Origin of the sequence: Myceligenerans salitolerans, from assembly GCF_017349295.1 — a bacterium.
Lineage (GTDB): Bacteria > Actinomycetota > Actinomycetes > Actinomycetales > Cellulomonadaceae > Myceligenerans > Myceligenerans salitolerans.
On the sequence record NZ_JAFMPK010000049.1, the window covers coordinates 30,016 to 45,651 of the forward strand.

Below are 15,636 nucleotides of genomic sequence, written 5' to 3' on the forward strand. Positions count from 1 at the left end.
CGCTCGGGGGTTCTCCCGGACTTCCCGAGCGCGGAAAGGACTGTCGACGATGACACCCCACTCTCTCCGGGCACGACGCCGAACCGGCGTCGTGCTGGCAGCGGCGCTGATCGCGGGAGGCGCGGTCGCCGCCCTGCCGACGTCGGCGGTCGCCGGCCCGCACGGCCACGGGCATGGGCACGGGCACGGGCACGGCCACGGGCCCGCGGAGGACCCGGACTTCGGCCCGAACGTCACGTTCATCGACGAGACGTGGTCCACGGACGAGATCAACGAGTTCCTGGACTCGGTCAACGACGAGGCGGAGTTCAGCCAGAACCGGCACCAGGTCTTCTTCGAACCCGGTGTGTACGGCAGCGCGGCGGGCGAGGACGACCCCGCCACGGCCGAGGGCATCATCAACGCCGAGCTCGGGTACTACGAGTCCGTCGACGGCCTGGGCGGCCGGCCGGACGACGTCGTGATCAACGGCGCGATCCACGTGGAGCCGCACGTGGAGTGCCCCGAGACCCCGTGGGCCTGCCAGGGACCGGGCTCTCTGAACCGCTTCTGGCGTTCCATGGCCAACCTCGCGTTCAACCCCATCCAACGCCCGACGGCCGAGGATGCCGCCCGCCCCTTCCCGGCCGGGGTCGCCGAACCGCATCAGATGCGGTACGCCGTGTCGCAGGCCGCGCCGCTGCGCCGCGTCGACATCCAGGGCGACCTCACGATGTTCGGCCGGTTCGGCGAGTACGCGTCGGGGGGCTACCTGGCGAACTCGCGGGTCGAGGGCACCATCACCACCGGCTCGCAGCAGCAGTGGTACACGCGCGACAGCACGGTGGGCACGTGGGAGGGCGGTGTCTGGAACATGGTGTTCTCGGGTGTCGACGGCGCCCCGGCCACCGACTTCGGGCAGCCGGCCGGCGAGGGCGCGGTCGGCGTCAAGACGGCGCTCGACACGACGCCCGTCACACGGGAGAAGCCGTTCCTCTACCGGGCCGACGACGGCGAGCTGCGCGTCTTCGCGCCGCACGCCCGGACGGAGACCTCCGGCACCAACTGGTCGACCGACGCGAGCGCGGGCGAGTCGCTGCCGCTCGACGACTTCCACATCGCCCAGGCCGGCCGCGACACGGCCGCCTCGATCAACCGGCAGCTGCGCAGGGGGAAGCACCTGATCCTCACGCCGGGCATCTACGAGCTGGACGGCCCGATCCGCGTGAAGAAGGCCGACACGGTCGTGCTCGGGCTGGGCTACGCCTCGCTCACGCCGACACGCGGAAACGCGGCCCTGGTGACGAGTGACGCGGCCGGTATCCACATCGCCGGCATCACCGTGGACGCCAACGTGCCGGAGTCCGAGGTGCTGGTGCGCGTGGGCAAGGAGTGCCCGCCGTCGTCGGCGAAGGGCCATGGTCGCCGGCACCACGGATCCGACGAGGACCCGACCACCCTGACGGACGTGTTCGTCCGCGTGGGCGGCCCCTGGGTCGGCAAGGCGGTCACGTCGATCGAGGTGAACAGCGACGACGTGCTGCTGGACCACATCTGGGCCTGGCGCGGGGACCACGGCAACGGTATCGGCTGGGAGGACAACACCGGAGCCCACGGCGTCGTCGTCAACGGTGACCGCGTCACCGCGACGGGACTTTTCGTCGAGCACTACCAGGAGAACCAGACGATCTGGAACGGTGAGGACGGCCTGACCGTCTTCTACCAGAGCGAGCTCCCGTACGATCCGCCGAGCCAGGAGGCCTGGATGGACGGCGACCGTCCGGGGTACGCGTCCTACCGGGTCGCGGACCATGTGCGGCGGCACGAGGCCGTCGGCCTGGGGGTGTACTCGTACTTCTGGAACGGCGTGGACATCCGCGCCGAGTCGGGGATCCAGGTCCCGGAGACACGGGGGGTCACGCTCCGCTCGATGACGAGCGTCTTCCTCGACGGCTCGGGCGGCATCAACCACGTCGTCAACGACACGGGCGCCCCGGCGGTCGGCAGCTTCGCCTCCCCGCAGGTGATCAGCTTCCCCTCCAGCTGACGACCGCACCGGCGGCAGCCCGCCGGTGGTTGCCCGCGGGCCGCAGCGGTGCACGCGCGGTCCACCACGGGTGACGGGTACGACGGCGGCCGGACGTCCGGCCGCCGTCGTACGCGGTGAGCCCTTACTGGACTCCCTTCACCTCCACGACGAACACCAGCGTCGCCCCGCCCGGGATGCCCGCCTGCGGGACGCCACGCGAGCCGTAACCGTGCTCGGCGGGGATGGACAGCAGGACCTTGTCGCCGACGTTGCGGCCCACCAGACCCTTGTCCCAGCCTCCGATCACGGCACCGACGCCGATCGGGAAGTCGATCGTGGTGCCGCGGTCGTAGCTGTTGTCGAACACACCGCCGCCCCAGGTCTGCCCCAGGTAGTCGACGACGATCGTCCGGCCGGCCTCGACCACCGGCCCGTTGCCCTCTTCGAGCACCTGGACCTGCAGGCCCGCGGGGGCGTCGCCCTCGGGGAAGGTGAGCGCCGGCTTGCCGCCGGCCTGCCACTCGACGGTGGGGAGCGTAGTCACGAGAACTGCCTCTCGGTCGGGTTGGCGCCAGGTTCCTGGCGCCCGAACCGCTCCACCCTACGTCGGGCCGGTCGCGGACCGCGCGCCCGTGTTCTCAGCGTGCGGCGTCGCGCCGGACCGCCTCGCGGCCGGCCGCCGCGCGAAGCTCCTCGACCGCGGCACGCACCGGCGGGGTCTCCGCGACCGGATCCGCCACCACGACGTGCACCGACCGGACCGGGGTAGGACGCACGATCCGTACCGCCACGGTGCCGGGAGGAAGAGTGATCGTGCCGAGTTCCGGCAGGACCGTGGGTCCGATACCCGCGTCCACGAACGCGAGCGCCGTCGGGTAGTCGTGCGCCTCGACGTGAAAGGTCGGGCTGAAGCCGGCGGCCGCGCAGGCCTCGAGCAGCTTGCGGCGGCACCAGCCCCGGGCGAAGTCGTTGTCGATCCACGGTTCGTCGGCGAGGTCGGCGAGTTCGATCTCCTCCTTGCCCGCGAACCGGTGCCGGGCGGGGACGACGGCGACGTAGGAGTCGTCGAGGAGATGGTGCGCCGTGAAGCCGGCGGCGCTGGTGTACTCGGCCATCATGACGACGAGTTGCAGGTCCGGACGCCTCTCGGGCAGGTCGGGGATGTCGTCACGCAGTTCCAGGTCGAGGCGCAGCCCGGGGAACTCGGTGGTGAGGCGGCGTACGACGTCGGGCAGCCAGGACGCTCCGACCGAGGCGAAGTAGCCGATGCTGAGCGACCCGGTGCGCCCCGCGCGCAGGTCCGAGACGAGGGTCTCGGCCGCACCGAGGCGTTCGAGGACGCCGTCGGCCTCGTGCGCGAGGGCGAGTCCGGCGGCGGTGGGCCGTAGGCCGCGCCCGGCCTTGACCAGGAGGGTGAGGCCTGTCTCGCGTTGCAGGGCGGCCAGGTGCTGGCTGACGGCCGACGACGTGTAGCCGAGATTGGTGGCGGCCGCGGTCACGGAGCCGCTGGCGACCACGGAACGGAACACCCGGAGACGGTGGACGTCGAGCATGACCCAACCGTACAGCGAGACTGAATGATCGTACAGAACAAGTCGCTTGTGCTTGATGATCGCCCGAGGGCATCATCGGTGCCATGACGACCGCCGATGCCCTGTCCGAAAACCGCCGGACACGACCCGCGGCAGCGGGCGATCCTCGCGACATGAACTCCAGCACCATCGCCCCGGAGGCTCCAGGTCTGCGGCCGGGCGGGACGTCGGGGCCGCGCGCCCGATACCTGGTCCCGCTCGCCGCCGGCGTGACGGTCGTGCTGTGGGCCTCGGCCTTCATCGGGATCCGCGCCGCCGGGCACGACTACTCGCCCGGCGCACTCACGCTGGGGCGGATCGCGGTGGGGACCGTCGCCCTGACCGTGCTGGCGGGCGTGGCGAGGAAGCTCGAGCTGCCTCGCGGGCGGGTGCTGGCGGGCGTGATCGTGTGGGGCGTGCTGTGGTTCGGCGTCTACAACGTCGCGTTGAACGCGGCCGAACGCACGCTCGACGCGGGCACCGCGGCACTTCTCGTGCAGCTCGCGCCGATCCTCACCGCGGTGGTCGCCGGGCTGACGCTCGGCGAGGGGTTCCCGGCGCGGCTGCTCACCGGGATCGGGATCGCGTTCACCGGCGTGGCCGTGATCGCCTGGGCGTCGTCGTCGGGCACGTCGGACATGGGCGCGGTGCTGCTCGGGCTCGCCGCGGCGGTGCTGTACTCGGCGGGCGCCCTCCTGCAGAAGCGGATGCTGCCGAAGGTCGACGCCCTGACCATGACCTGGCTCGGCTGCCTCGCCGGCACGGTGGCTGCCCTGCCGTTCGCCGGCACGCTCGTCGCGGAGGTGGCCGCGGCGCCCGCGGCGGCCACTCTCGGGGTCGTGTACCTGGGCGTCTTCCCGACCGCGATCGCGTTCGCCACCTGGGGCTATGCGCTGTCACACACGACGGCGGGCCGCCTGTCGGCGACGACCTACGCCGTGCCACCGATCGCGGTGCTGCTCTCCTGGTGGCTGCTCGGCGAGGTTCCCGCGCCGATCGTGCTCGCGGGTGGCGCACTGTGCCTGGGCGGCGTGATCCTGGCAACACGGCGTCCCCGCCGCCGCTGAGGACGGGCCACGGGCTCGCCGGCTCCGCCTCAGGTCATCGCGGGGCCGGCGCGCCGGGTGCCACTCGGCAGCGCTGTCAAAGAAGTCCGACACCTGCGCCCATGGTTTGTCCAAGTGACCGGACGTGGGGAACCCTTGAGTTCATGACGACGGATTCACCCGAGGCCGCGGCTCCGCAGGCGGCCCGCCGGCACCCGCAGAAGCGTGCCGACGCCCTCAAGCGCCCGATCAAGGGCCACACCTCCAGCGACGGTGCGGTACCTCAGGCGTGGGACTGGCGCAGCAAGTTCCCGTCGATAGCCGACTACGGATTCCTCTCGGACTGCGAGGCCAACGCCCTCATCGCGCCGTCCGGTGCGGTGGAGTGGATGTGCATCCCCCGACCGGACTCGGCGAGCATCTTCTCCGCGATCCTGGACCGGGGCGCGGGCCGCTTCCGGCTCAGCCCCTACGGCGTGCGGGTGCCGGTCGCGCGCCGGTATATTCCCGGCACCCTCATCCTCGAGACCACGTGGCAGACCCCCACCGGCTGGCTCGTCGTGCGCGACGCCATGCTGATGGGCCCCTGGCACGACGTCGAGAAGCGGTCCAGCACCCACCGCCGGACCCCGACCGACAACGACGCCGAACACATCCTGCTGCGCACGGTGAAGTGTGTGTCCGGCACGGTCGACCTCGAGGTGATGTGCGAGCCGCGCCCGAACTACGCGCGCAACGAGCCCGCCTGGTCCTACGACAACAGCGGCTACTCGAACGTCACCGCACGGCTCGGCAAGCACAACCCGGACGTCAGCCTGACGTCGGACCTGCGCTTCGGCCTCGAAGGCCGGCGTGCCATCGCCCGCACCCGGATGACGGAGGGAACCACGCACTTCGTCGCGATGTCGTGGGGCTCGCAGCCCGCACCGAAGAACTGGACCGAGGCGACCGCCGCGATGTGGCGCACGGAGCAGTACTGGCGTGACTGGATCACGCAGGGCACGTTCCCCGACCACCCGTGGCGCATCTACCTGCAGCGCTCGGCGCTCACGCTCAAGGGACTCACGTACTCCCCCACCGGTGCGCTGATCGCCGCGGCCACGACCTCCCTGCCCGAGACGCCGGGCGGCGAGCGCAACTGGGACTACCGGTACTCGTGGATCCGCGACTCGACGTTCGCGCTGTGGGGCCTGTACACGCTCGGCCTGGACCGCGAGGCGAACGACTTCTTCGCGTTCATCCACGACGTGTGCCGGGACAACAAGCAGCTCCAGATCATGTACGGGGTCGGCGGTGAGGAGACCCTGGAGGAGGCCGAGCTGTCGCACCTCTCCGGCTACGAGGGTGCGCGCCCCGTGCGGGTCGGCAACGGTGCGTACAACCAGAAGCAGCACGACGTGTGGGGAGCCGTGCTCGACTCGGTCTACCTGCACACGCGCTCGCGCGAACAGCTGCCGGAGTCGCTCTGGCCCATCCTCAAGCGCCAGGCGGAGGAGGCGGCCAAGCACTGGCACAAGCCGGACCGCGGTATCTGGGAGGTGCGCGGGGAGCCGCAGCACTTCACCTCCTCCAAGCTCATGTGCTGGGTCGCGATGGACCGCGGCGCCAAGCTCGCGAGACTGTACGACGAGCACGACTACGCGGAGCAGTGGCAGAAGATCGCCGACGAGATCCGGGCGGACATCCTCGCCAAGGGCGTCGACGAGCGCGGGGTGTTCACCCAGCGTTACGGCGACCCGGCCCTGGACGCCTCGCTGCTGCTCGTGCCGCTGCTGCGGTTCCTGCCGCCGGACCACGAGAGCGTACGCGCCACGGTTCTCGCCATCGCCGAGGAACTCACCGTGGACGGCCTCGTGCTGCGCTACCGCGTCGACGAGACGGACGACGGCCTGGCCGGCGAGGAGGGGACCTTCACGATCTGCTCGTTCTGGCTGGTGTCCGCGCTGGTCGAGATCGGCGAGCTGGAGCGGGCCAAGGCGCTGTGCGAGCGGCTGCTGTCGTTCGCCTCGTCGCTGAACCTCTACGCCGAGGAGATCGACCCCTCGAGCGGCCGGCACCTCGGGAACTTCCCGCAGGCGTTCACCCACCTCGCCCTCATCAACGCGGTGATGCACGTGATCCGCGCCGAGCAGGGCGAACGCCAGAACCACTACGTCGACTCCGACGAGTAGGCGCGACGGGCAGGGACGACGACGGCCCGGGCCACCTCCGCGAGGGAGGTGGCCCGGGCCGTCACCGTACGGGCCTCAGCGGACGGTCATTCTCCGCTGAAGATGTTGATGATCGCGATCAGGCGCAGGATCTCCGTGTACAGCCAGATCAGGGTCACCAGCAGGCCGAAGGCGGCCGCCCAGGCCATCTTGGCCGGGGCACCCTGCTGGACGCCCTGCTTGATGAACTCGAAGTCGACCATCAGCGACATCACCGCCAGGATGATGGCGACGGCGCCGATGATGATGCCCAGCGGACCGGTGCGCATCCCGAAGCCGTCCAGCACGTTGAACATCACGAGGCCGAAGTTGACCAGCGAGAACAGCGCGTAGCCCACCAGCGCCATCATGAGGAAGCGCGTGAACTTCGGCGTGACCCGGACCTTGCCGCTCCGGTAGAGGAACAACGACCCGGCGAAGACGCAGAGCGTACCGATCACGGCCTGCGTGACGGCACCCTCGAACATCGAGTTGTACATGAACGACAGAGCGCCGAGGAAAACACCTTCGAACACCGTGTAGGCGATGATCAGCGCCGGGCTCGGGTTCTTCTTGAACGCGTTCACCAGGCCGAGCACCAGGCCGCCGATCAGGCCGACCCACAGTGCGATGGAAAGCATCGGCGGGGGCACGAGCGTCCAGGTCGCCGCCGCTGCGACGACCAGCAGCGCCAGCAGCCCGCCGGTCTTGATGATCACGTCGTCGTACGTCATGCGCTTGGTGTCGGCCGTGGTGGCCGACGGCGCGTCGTACATGGCGCCGAGCTGGGAGGCGTCCATGGACGCCGGACCTGCCGTGCCGTACTGGGAGTAGGGGTTGGGGGCGGTGGCGGTACCGCCCTGGGCGCCTCGCGGCGCCCCGGTGCGACGCGGCTCGCCGAAGACGTCGCTGTTAGAAAAGACGGGGTTCCTCATGTGCTCCTCCTGGTAGTGCACCCATGCTAGTGAACGTCACGGACACCCCGACAGTTCCCGGTTCCGCCCGAAGCCCCGCCGGCCTAGCCCGATGGGATGACACGGCTCCGCCTCCCGGATGATTCGGCGGCACTTTCGGTGACGCGTGTCGCTGAGTCGCTCTAGTGTCGGGAGTACCGGCGTCGTCGGACCCCGACGACCCGACGCCCCGAATCCGGAGAGCGAAAGCCACAGCATGACTTCACCCACGAGGAGCGCATCATGATCGAGGCCCACGGTCTCGCCAAGCGATATGGCTCCAAGACCGCCGTCGACCACATCACCTTCACCGTCCAGCCGGGCCGCGTGACGGGCTTCCTCGGGCCCAACGGAGCCGGGAAGTCTACCACCATGCGCATGATCATGGGTCTGGACAAGCCCACGGCCGGGACCGTCACCGTGAACGGCCACCCCTACGCGAAGCTACGGCGCCCGCTGGCCGAGGTCGGCGCGCTGCTCGAGGCCAAGGCGGTGCACTCCGGCCGCTCCGCCTTCAACCACCTGCGCGCCCTGGCCGCCACGCACGGCATCCCCCAGCAGCGTGTGCACGACGTCATCGAGCTGACCGGGCTCGAGTCCGTCGCGAAGAAGCGCGTCGGCGGCTTCTCGCTCGGCATGGGCCAGCGCCTCGGGATCGCGGCCGCGCTCCTGGGCGACCCGAAGACGCTCATCCTCGACGAGCCGGTCAACGGGCTGGACCCCGAGGGCGTGATCTGGGTCCGCAACCTCGCCAAGCACCTCGCCTCCGAGGGCCGCACGGTCTTCCTGTCCAGTCACCTGATGAGCGAGGTCGCCCTCACGGCGGACCACGTCATCGTGATCGGCCGGGGACGCATCCTGGCGGACACCTCCGTCGACGACCTCATCGCGGCGTCGGAGCGCAAGCACGTGCGCGTGCGCTCGCCGCAGGCGGGCGACCTGGCCGCGCTGCTGCGCGAGAAGGACGCCCAGGTCACCACCCCCGAGGCCGACGTCCTCGAGGTCACCGGCCCGGACGCGGCCTCGGTGGGCGAGCTCGCCGCCGCGGGCCGGATCGTGCTGCACGAGCTGACGCCCATCAAATCGACGCTGGAGGAGGCGTACATGTCCCTCACGGCCGACGCCGTGGAGTACCGCTCCGAGAACCTGGCCGGTGGCGCGGGAGAGCCGCCGCGCGACGGGTCGCAGGCCGCCGGCGCACACCTCGCCGAGGGACCGGCGGCTTCCGCCGACCACGCGGCGGAGCCGCACCCCGGGCGGCACTCCGCCGACACGGTCCCCGCAAGTTCCTCGCCGGAGGTGAACGACCGATGAGCACGACGACACTCGACGCGCCCGAAGCCAGGACGCCGTCCTCCACCGTGCCCGTGAAGAAGGTGACCTTCGGGCGCCTGCTGCACTCGGAGTGGATCAAGCTCTGGTCGCTGCGCTCCACCTGGTGGACGCTCGGCTCGACGGTGGTGATCCTCGTCGGCTTCGGCTTCATGATGGCGATCATCGCGCAGCTGTTCACAGACCAGATGTCGGACATGTCGGCCGAGGAACAGGCCGCCACGGGCGGAGAACAGCTCTTCACCGCCCCCATCGTGATCACCGGTGGCTACGAGTTCGCGGCCCTGGTGGTCGCGGTGCTCGGATCCATGCTGATCACCGGCGAGTACTCCACCGGGATGATCCGCTCGACCTTCACCGCCGCACCCCACCGGCTCGGCGCGTACTTCGCGAAGGCCACGGTGCTCGCCGGGGTGACGGCCGTGCTCATCGCGGTGTCGCTCGCCCTGGCCTGGCTCGTGACGTACCCGATCCTCGACTCCAACGGGATCACGGTCGACTGGGGCGACTCCGACCAGGTCCGCCAGCTGTACGGCACGGTCCTGTACACCGTGCTCGTGGCGCTCTTCGCGCTCGGGGTCGGCACGCTGATCCGGCACACGGCGGGAGCGATCTTCACGGTCGTGGCGATCTTCCTCGTGATCCCGATCGTCTTCGGCATCGCCACGTTCGCCGCGAGCCAGGTCTCGTGGGTCCTGGACGTGAACAAGTTCCTGCCGAGCATCGCCGGCTCGGCGATCACCCCCGCGGCAGCCCAGACGCCCGAGGTCCTGGACCCGTGGGTCGGCGCCGGTGTCCTCGCGGCATACACCGCGGCCGTGCTGATCGCCGGAGCGATCTCGCTCAAGACGCGCGACGCCTGAGCGAACACCCTTCGGGGAACGACGGCGGCGTGGATCCGGGTCCCGGATCCACGCCGCCGTCGTCGTCCCACCGTCGCTACCGCGCCCCGGAGGTCGCCGGCTCGGCGGCAGCCGCCCGGCGGGCCTCGATCTCCGCCCTCGCGGCGTTGCGGCGGCGCCGCGCGTCGCGCTTGTCGGCCCGCCGGAGCTTGCCGCGCTCGATGAGCGAGTAGAGCACCGGCACGATGAGCAGCGTGAGCAGCGTCGAGGAGACGAGCCCGCCGATCACCACGAGAGCCAGCGGCTGCGCGATGAACGCTCCGCCGCCCGTGAGCCCCAGCGCCATCGGCGTCAAGGCGAACACCGTGGCGAGCGCCGTCATGACGATCGGCCGCAGGCGCTGACGGGCGCCCTCGCGCACGGCCTCGTCGAGGCCCATGCCCCGCTGCCGGTACTGGTTGATCAGGTCGATGAGCACGATCGCGTTCGAGACGACGATCCCGACGAGCATCAGCACGCCGATCAGCGCCGGCACTCCCAGCGGCGTGTTGCTGAGCAGCAACGCACCCAGGGCACCCGTCGCCGCGAACGGCACCGACACCAGCAGGATCAGCGGCTGGACGAGCGACCCGAACGTCGCGACCATCACCACGTAGACGATGAAGATGGCCGCGATCAGCGCCAGTCCGAGATCGTTGAACGCGTCGGCCTGCTCGGTCGCGACACCGCCCACCTCGACGCTCGCACCCGCCGGCAGGTCCAGGTCGGCGATGCGCTCGTTGAGCGCGGTGGTCAGCACGTTGAGGTCCTGCCCCGCGGGCGTGACCGCCACGGTGGCCGTCCGCTCGCCGTCGGTACGGGTGAGGGTGGTCGGAACGTCCTCCACCACCACCTCCGCCAGATCGGTGAGCTCCACCGCGCCGGTCGCCGTGGGGATCTCCAGGTTCTCGAGCTCGGCGCGCGTGGCAGGCGCCTCGCCGGTGGACACGATCACGTCGAGGGTGCGCTCGTCGATGTCCACGCTGCCGAGCTCCTGCTCCGGCGTCATCGCGGCGGACACGATGCCGGACACCGCCGACTCGCTCAGGCCGGCCTCCGCCGCCTTCTCGCGGTCCACCTCCACCTGCACGATCTGCTGCGGGGCGGCCAGGTTGTTCGACACCTCGGCTGCGTCCTCGACGCCCGTGACGGCGTCCTCCACCTCGGCGGCCGCCTCGGCGAGCGTCTCCGAGTCGAGCGCGCTCACGACGAGGTCCACGGTGGAGCCACCGAAGCCGCTGTCCTGGGTGGCGACCGAGACCTCGGAGGTCACGCCCGTCGCGAGCGGCTCGACGGCGTCCCGTACCTCGTCCGCGACGGCCGTGCCGTCCGCCTCCTCGTCCAGCGTGATGGAGTAGGACGCCGAGTCACCGCCGCCGCCCATGAAGGCGGCCTGCTCGGCGCCGCCGGAGCCCACGGTGGTCTGCACGGTCTCGACGCCGTCGACCCCGGCCAGCACGTCCTCGGTCTCCCGCGCCGCGTCGTCCTGCGCGTCGAACGACGTGCCCGGCCGGAAGTCCTGCGTGACGGTGAGGGTGTTCTGCCCGCTGTCGCCGATGAAGTTGACCTGCAGCCGCGGCACCATGGCGAGCGTCCCGCCGAGCACCGCCACGGCGAGGAACAGGCTCACGACCGGGCGTCGGAGCGCCGCCCCCAGCGTGGGCACGTAGGCCCGCTGCCACAGGCCGCGGCGCTCCTTGGCCTCGGCCGCCTCACGCTCGGCGTTGCGCGCCGCCTCACGCTCCTCGTCCGTCGTGCCCGCCACCTGGGGCGCCTTGACGAACCAGTACGCCAGTACCGGCACGATGGTGAGCGCGACGATCAAGGAGGCGCCCATCGCGATCGCCACGGTCAGGGCGAACGGCCGGAACAGCTCCCCGGTCATGCCACCCACCAGAGCGATCGGCGCGAACACGGCCACGGTGCAGATCGTCGACGCGGCGATGGCACCGCCCACCTCGCGAACCGCTCCGAAGATCGCCGGCAGCTTCTCCTCGCCGTACGACAGATGCCGCTTGATGTTCTCGATGACCACGATCGCGTCGTCGACCACCCGCCCGATGGAGATCGTCAACGCGCCGAGGGTGAGGATGTTGAGCGTGTAGCCGGTGATGTTCATGATGATGAACGTCGCCGCGAGGGAGAGCGGGATCGAGATCGCCGACACCAGGGTGGACCGCAACGACGCGAGGAACACGAGGATCACGAGCACGGCGAAGAGCAGACCGAGCCCGCCCTCCGTGGACAGCCCCTCGATCGACTCCTCGATGAACGGTGCCTGGTCGAACACGACACCGACCGTGACGTCGCGTGCCTCCAGGGTGCCGGAGAGGTCGTCGAGCGCACTCTGCACGGCGTGCGAGACCTCGACCGTGTTGCCGTCCGGCGTCTTGGTGATCGCGATGCCGAGCGACGGTTCGCCGTCGAGACGCGAGGCGGAGGTGACGGGAACGGGCTCTCGCTTCACCGTCGCCACGTCGCCGAGGGCGACGGGCTCGGGCGGTGCCGTCTGCGCCGGCAGTCCCGTGCCCGACGACGGATCCTGGGTGACGGTGCCACCGGGAGTGGCGCCCGCTCCCGTGTCGGCGCTCCCAGCCCCGGTGCCGGCGGCACCGGCGCCCGCGGCACCCGCGTCGGTACCGGCACCCGTTCCGGCACCGGTCCCGGCTCCGGCTCCGGCTTCGCCCTGGCCGGCCCCGGCGGCGGGGATGAGCGGAAGCTGCCGCAGCTCCTTGATGTCGTCCAGGCTCGTGCCCAGCTCGACCGACCATGTCCGGTTCCCCTCGGTGAGGGTGCCACCCGGCATGACGACGCCGTTGTCCTGCAGGAGCGTGGAGAGCTGGTCCGCGGTGAGGCCGGCCTCCGCGAGGTCGTCGTCGTCCGGTGTGATGACGATCCGGTCCTCGCGGACACCGCTGACCTCGACGCCGCGGACGTCGTCGAGCTTCTCCAGCTCGGGGACGATCGCGGTCTCCACCGTGTCGGCGAGCGCGTCGTCCGACTCGTCACCGGCGACGGCGAGCTGGACCACCGGAAGATCGTCGAAGGAACCGGCGATGACCTGCGGATCGACGTCCTCGGGCAGCGCCTGCCCGAGCCTGGTGATCGAGGCCTCGAGGCGCTGCGTGACGCGCTCGATGTCGGTGCCGTAGGTGAACTCGACGGTGGTCATCGACAGGCCTGTGGAGATGTCGGAGGTCACCGACTCGACCCCGTCGATCGTCTGCACGGCCGACTCGACCGGTTCGGTGACGCGCTCCTCGATGACGGACGGGGACGATCCGGGGTACGGCGCGACCACGATTCCCATGGGCAGCTGGAGCGACGGGATCAGTTCTTGTTTGAGCTGGCCCATGCTCAGCACGCCCATGACGGCTACCGCGACCGTCGTCAGGGCGACGACGGCGCGATGCGCCAAGGACAGGCGGGCAAGACGGAACACGATTGCCTCCACGAACGGGCGGGACTTCTGGGGACAGCCTCACGACTCCGTCGTCGTGGTGCATCCGGTCCAACGAGAGTCACGCCGACCGGAGTTCCCACTCTACGAGGTGATTTTGCAGTCGCTGCAACTTTGTGCCGCGGCTCTGGTACCGGTGCCGCTCACCTCCCCACAACCGCACCCACGCGGCTCGGCGCCACGCGACTCATTGCAGAACCATGTTTGCAAAGAGATGCTTGCAAAGCTCCGTTTGCATCTGTACGGTGGTGCCAACGGCACGGATCAGCCCGGCCCCGATCCCAGGGAGATCACCATGAGCACGCTCGACGCCACCTTCACCGCCACGTTCACCCGCCCCGCACGCCACGGCCAGGACGCCCGCGCCCTCGCCACCGCGCCGTCGGGTGCCCGCGAGGGCGAGCGGGAGCACCGTGCGAGCCGCGGCGAACGGCGCCGGCAGGACAGCGCCCGGCACGCGCGCGACATCCGCCGCAAGGACCAGCTCGAGCGCGCTCGCGACAACGCGGCTGCCCGCCACCCGCTGTCCCTGCGGTGAACCCCTCCACCCGTACCGCGCCTCACGCGAGCCGTGCGGCAGGGCAGCACGGTCGTGCCGCCGTCGTGGCGCGGTCGTGGCGGCCTCGTGCCGCCGTCGTGGCGGCGCGCGGTGGCAGCGTGGCGCGGTCGCGGCGGCGAGGTCGACTGACGACGGGTCCGCGGATGCACGGCGCAGCGGCACGCAGGAAGTAACGTCAGGTCCATGACCGGAGCGAACGAGCAGAGCGCCCCCACCGACGTGCCCGACCCTTCCGGGCCTCCCGCACAGCTCGGTCCCGCCGCGCTCCGCGCGCTCTCCCATCCGCTGCGCCTGAGGATCCTGGACCTGCTCTCCACCCGGGGAGCGCTCACGGCGAGCAAGCTCGGTGAGATCGTCGGGGAGTCGAGCGGATCGACCAGCTATCACCTCCGTCAGCTCGAGAAGCACGGTCTCGTACGCGAGGTGGAGGGCAAGGGCACCGCCAGGGAGCGCTGGTGGGAACGCACTCCGGGCGGTTTCACGATCTCCATGTCGGACCAGGAGTCCCCGGCGGTCCGCGCCACCGCCGAGGCCGTCAACCTGGAGTTCATGCGGCTGAGGAGCGAACGGACACTGGCCTTCATCAGCCGCGCCAACGACGCCGACGACGTGGTGACCGCCACCTGGCTGCCGTCGACCACCTTCGTGACCGCTCACCTGTGGGCCACGCCGGAACAGATGGCCGGCGTCGTCGCGGCCTGGAACAGGTTCACGACGGAGCACATCGACCCGCTGCGGGGCCAGGAGGGCGAGCCCGGCGCCGTTCCCGTCGAGATCCACTTCGACGCCTTCCCCGTCATCGACCGGCACGGCGACCCTCTCTGACGCCCCGCCGCGGAAGGCCGTCGGAACGGCTCCGGGCAGACCGCTCCTCTTCTCTCTGCCCTCGGCAGATCTGCCGCAGGCCGAAGAGGCTTCCCGCCGCCCGGCCGCGTCGGACACCGTGACGGGTATGAGCGACAACCAGACCATTCCACTCGACGACCATCTCGCCGCCCGCCTGTTGCACCAGCGGATCGTGGTGATCGGACACGAGATCGACGATGCCCTGGCGAACCGCGTGACCGCGCAGCTCCTGCTGCTGTCGGCCGAGGACCAGGACGCCGACATCGCGCTCTACATCAACTCACCCGGTGGCTCCGTCACCGCCGGCATGGGTGTGTACGACACGATGCAACTCCTTCCGAACGACATCGCCACCGTGGCGCTCGGTTTCGCCGGCTCGATGGCGCAGGTGCTCCTCACCTCCGGCAGCGCGGGCAAGCGGTACGCGCTCCCGCACACGCGGATCATGATGCACCAGCCGCTCGGGGGGATCGGCGGAACCGTGTCCGACGTCATGACGCAGGCCGAGAACCTCAAGCACACCAAACAGGTCGTGACCCAGATCCTCGCCGATCACACGGGCCAGTCACCCGAGACGATCGCCGCCGACTCCGACCGGGACCGCTGGTTCACCGCCGAACAGGCACGGGCCTACGGGATCGTGGACAAGGTCGTGGACCACGTCGGCGACGTCCGCCCGACGGGCCACGGCCGACGAGCAGGGCTCTGACCCGGCACTCCGGTCGACGGGAGAGCACTCCGCGGGCACCGGCCACCCCGCACGGCGCCGAACCCGCCGTGCGGTCGGCGTG

The 15,636-nt window shown here is 70.6% G+C and carries 12 protein-coding genes; 8 read left to right on the top strand and 4 right to left on the bottom strand.

Annotation, left to right across the window (positions count from 1 at the left end; genetic code table 11):
• Positions 1-49: 49 nt before the first annotated feature.
• Positions 50-2,026 carry a pectate lyase-like domain-containing protein gene (locus tag J0911_RS19340; RefSeq protein WP_207277142.1) on the top strand — a complete coding sequence of 659 codons (1,977 nt, stop codon included), beginning with the start codon at positions 50-52 and terminating at the stop codon, positions 2,024-2,026.
• A 124-nt stretch (positions 2,027-2,150) separates the two neighbouring features.
• On the opposite strand, the gene J0911_RS19345 is transcribed toward J0911_RS19340, so the two are convergent.
• Both J0911_RS19345 and J0911_RS19350 read right to left on the bottom strand, forming a co-directional pair.
• Positions 2,151-2,552, bottom strand: a complete 402-nt coding sequence (locus tag J0911_RS19345) for an FKBP-type peptidyl-prolyl cis-trans isomerase (RefSeq protein ID WP_207277143.1) — start codon at positions 2,550-2,552, stop codon at positions 2,151-2,153.
• A 94-nt stretch (positions 2,553-2,646) separates the two neighbouring features.
• Positions 2,647-3,561 carry a LysR family transcriptional regulator gene (locus tag J0911_RS19350; RefSeq protein ID WP_207277144.1) on the bottom strand — a complete coding sequence of 305 codons (915 nt, stop codon included), beginning with the start codon at positions 3,559-3,561 and terminating at the stop codon, positions 2,647-2,649.
• Between the two features lie 152 nt (positions 3,562-3,713).
• Here J0911_RS19350 and J0911_RS19355 point away from each other — a divergent pair, with 152 nt between their 5' ends.
• Positions 3,714-4,646, top strand: coding sequence for a DMT family transporter (locus tag J0911_RS19355; RefSeq protein WP_207277145.1), 933 nt, complete (start codon positions 3,714-3,716; stop codon positions 4,644-4,646).
• A gap of 143 nt (positions 4,647-4,789) precedes the next feature.
• Positions 4,790-6,796 (top strand): glycoside hydrolase family 15 protein, encoded by a 2,007-nt coding sequence (locus tag J0911_RS19360; protein ID WP_207277146.1) that lies wholly within the window; start codon positions 4,790-4,792, stop codon positions 6,794-6,796.
• Positions 6,797-6,882: 86 nt separating this feature from the next.
• On the opposite strand, the gene J0911_RS19365 is transcribed toward J0911_RS19360, so the two are convergent.
• Positions 6,883-7,749 carry a Bax inhibitor-1/YccA family protein gene (locus J0911_RS19365; protein ID WP_207277147.1) on the bottom strand — a complete coding sequence of 289 codons (867 nt, stop codon included), beginning with the start codon at positions 7,747-7,749 and terminating at the stop codon, positions 6,883-6,885.
• 261 nt (positions 7,750-8,010) lie between these two features.
• Here J0911_RS19365 and J0911_RS19370 point away from each other — a divergent pair, with 261 nt between their 5' ends.
• Together J0911_RS19370 and J0911_RS19375 are read left to right on the top strand one after the other, a co-directional pair.
• Positions 8,011-9,081 carry an ABC transporter ATP-binding protein gene (locus J0911_RS19370; RefSeq protein ID WP_207277148.1) on the top strand — a complete coding sequence of 357 codons (1,071 nt, stop codon included), beginning with the start codon at positions 8,011-8,013 and terminating at the stop codon, positions 9,079-9,081.
• Complete coding sequence (locus J0911_RS19375) at positions 9,078-9,962, top strand: ABC-2 transporter permease family protein (RefSeq protein ID WP_207277149.1); 885 nt, start codon at positions 9,078-9,080, stop codon at positions 9,960-9,962. Before J0911_RS19370 ends, J0911_RS19375 begins: the two co-directional genes overlap by 4 nt.
• A gap of 76 nt (positions 9,963-10,038) precedes the next feature.
• Here J0911_RS19375 and J0911_RS19380 read toward each other — a convergent pair whose 3' ends face one another.
• Positions 10,039-13,422, bottom strand: a complete 3,384-nt coding sequence (locus J0911_RS19380) for an efflux RND transporter permease subunit (RefSeq protein WP_207277150.1) — start codon at positions 13,420-13,422, stop codon at positions 10,039-10,041.
• Between the two features lie 313 nt (positions 13,423-13,735).
• On the opposite strand from J0911_RS19380, the gene J0911_RS19385 reads away from it, so the two are divergent.
• The 3 genes from J0911_RS19385 to J0911_RS19395 all read left to right on the top strand — a co-directional run bounded on the left by J0911_RS19385 (position 13,736) and on the right by J0911_RS19395 (position 15,554).
• Positions 13,736-13,978, top strand: a complete 243-nt coding sequence (locus J0911_RS19385) for a hypothetical protein (RefSeq protein WP_207277151.1) — start codon at positions 13,736-13,738, stop codon at positions 13,976-13,978.
• Between the two features lie 204 nt (positions 13,979-14,182).
• The gene (locus tag J0911_RS19390) at positions 14,183-14,824 is read left to right on the top strand and encodes an ArsR/SmtB family transcription factor (RefSeq protein WP_207277152.1); all 642 of its coding nucleotides are present in this window, start codon (positions 14,183-14,185) and stop codon (positions 14,822-14,824) included.
• 127 nt (positions 14,825-14,951) lie between these two features.
• The gene (locus J0911_RS19395; protein ID WP_207277153.1) at positions 14,952-15,554 is read left to right on the top strand and encodes a ClpP family protease; all 603 of its coding nucleotides are present in this window, start codon (positions 14,952-14,954) and stop codon (positions 15,552-15,554) included.
• Positions 15,555-15,636: the final 82 nt, after the last annotated feature.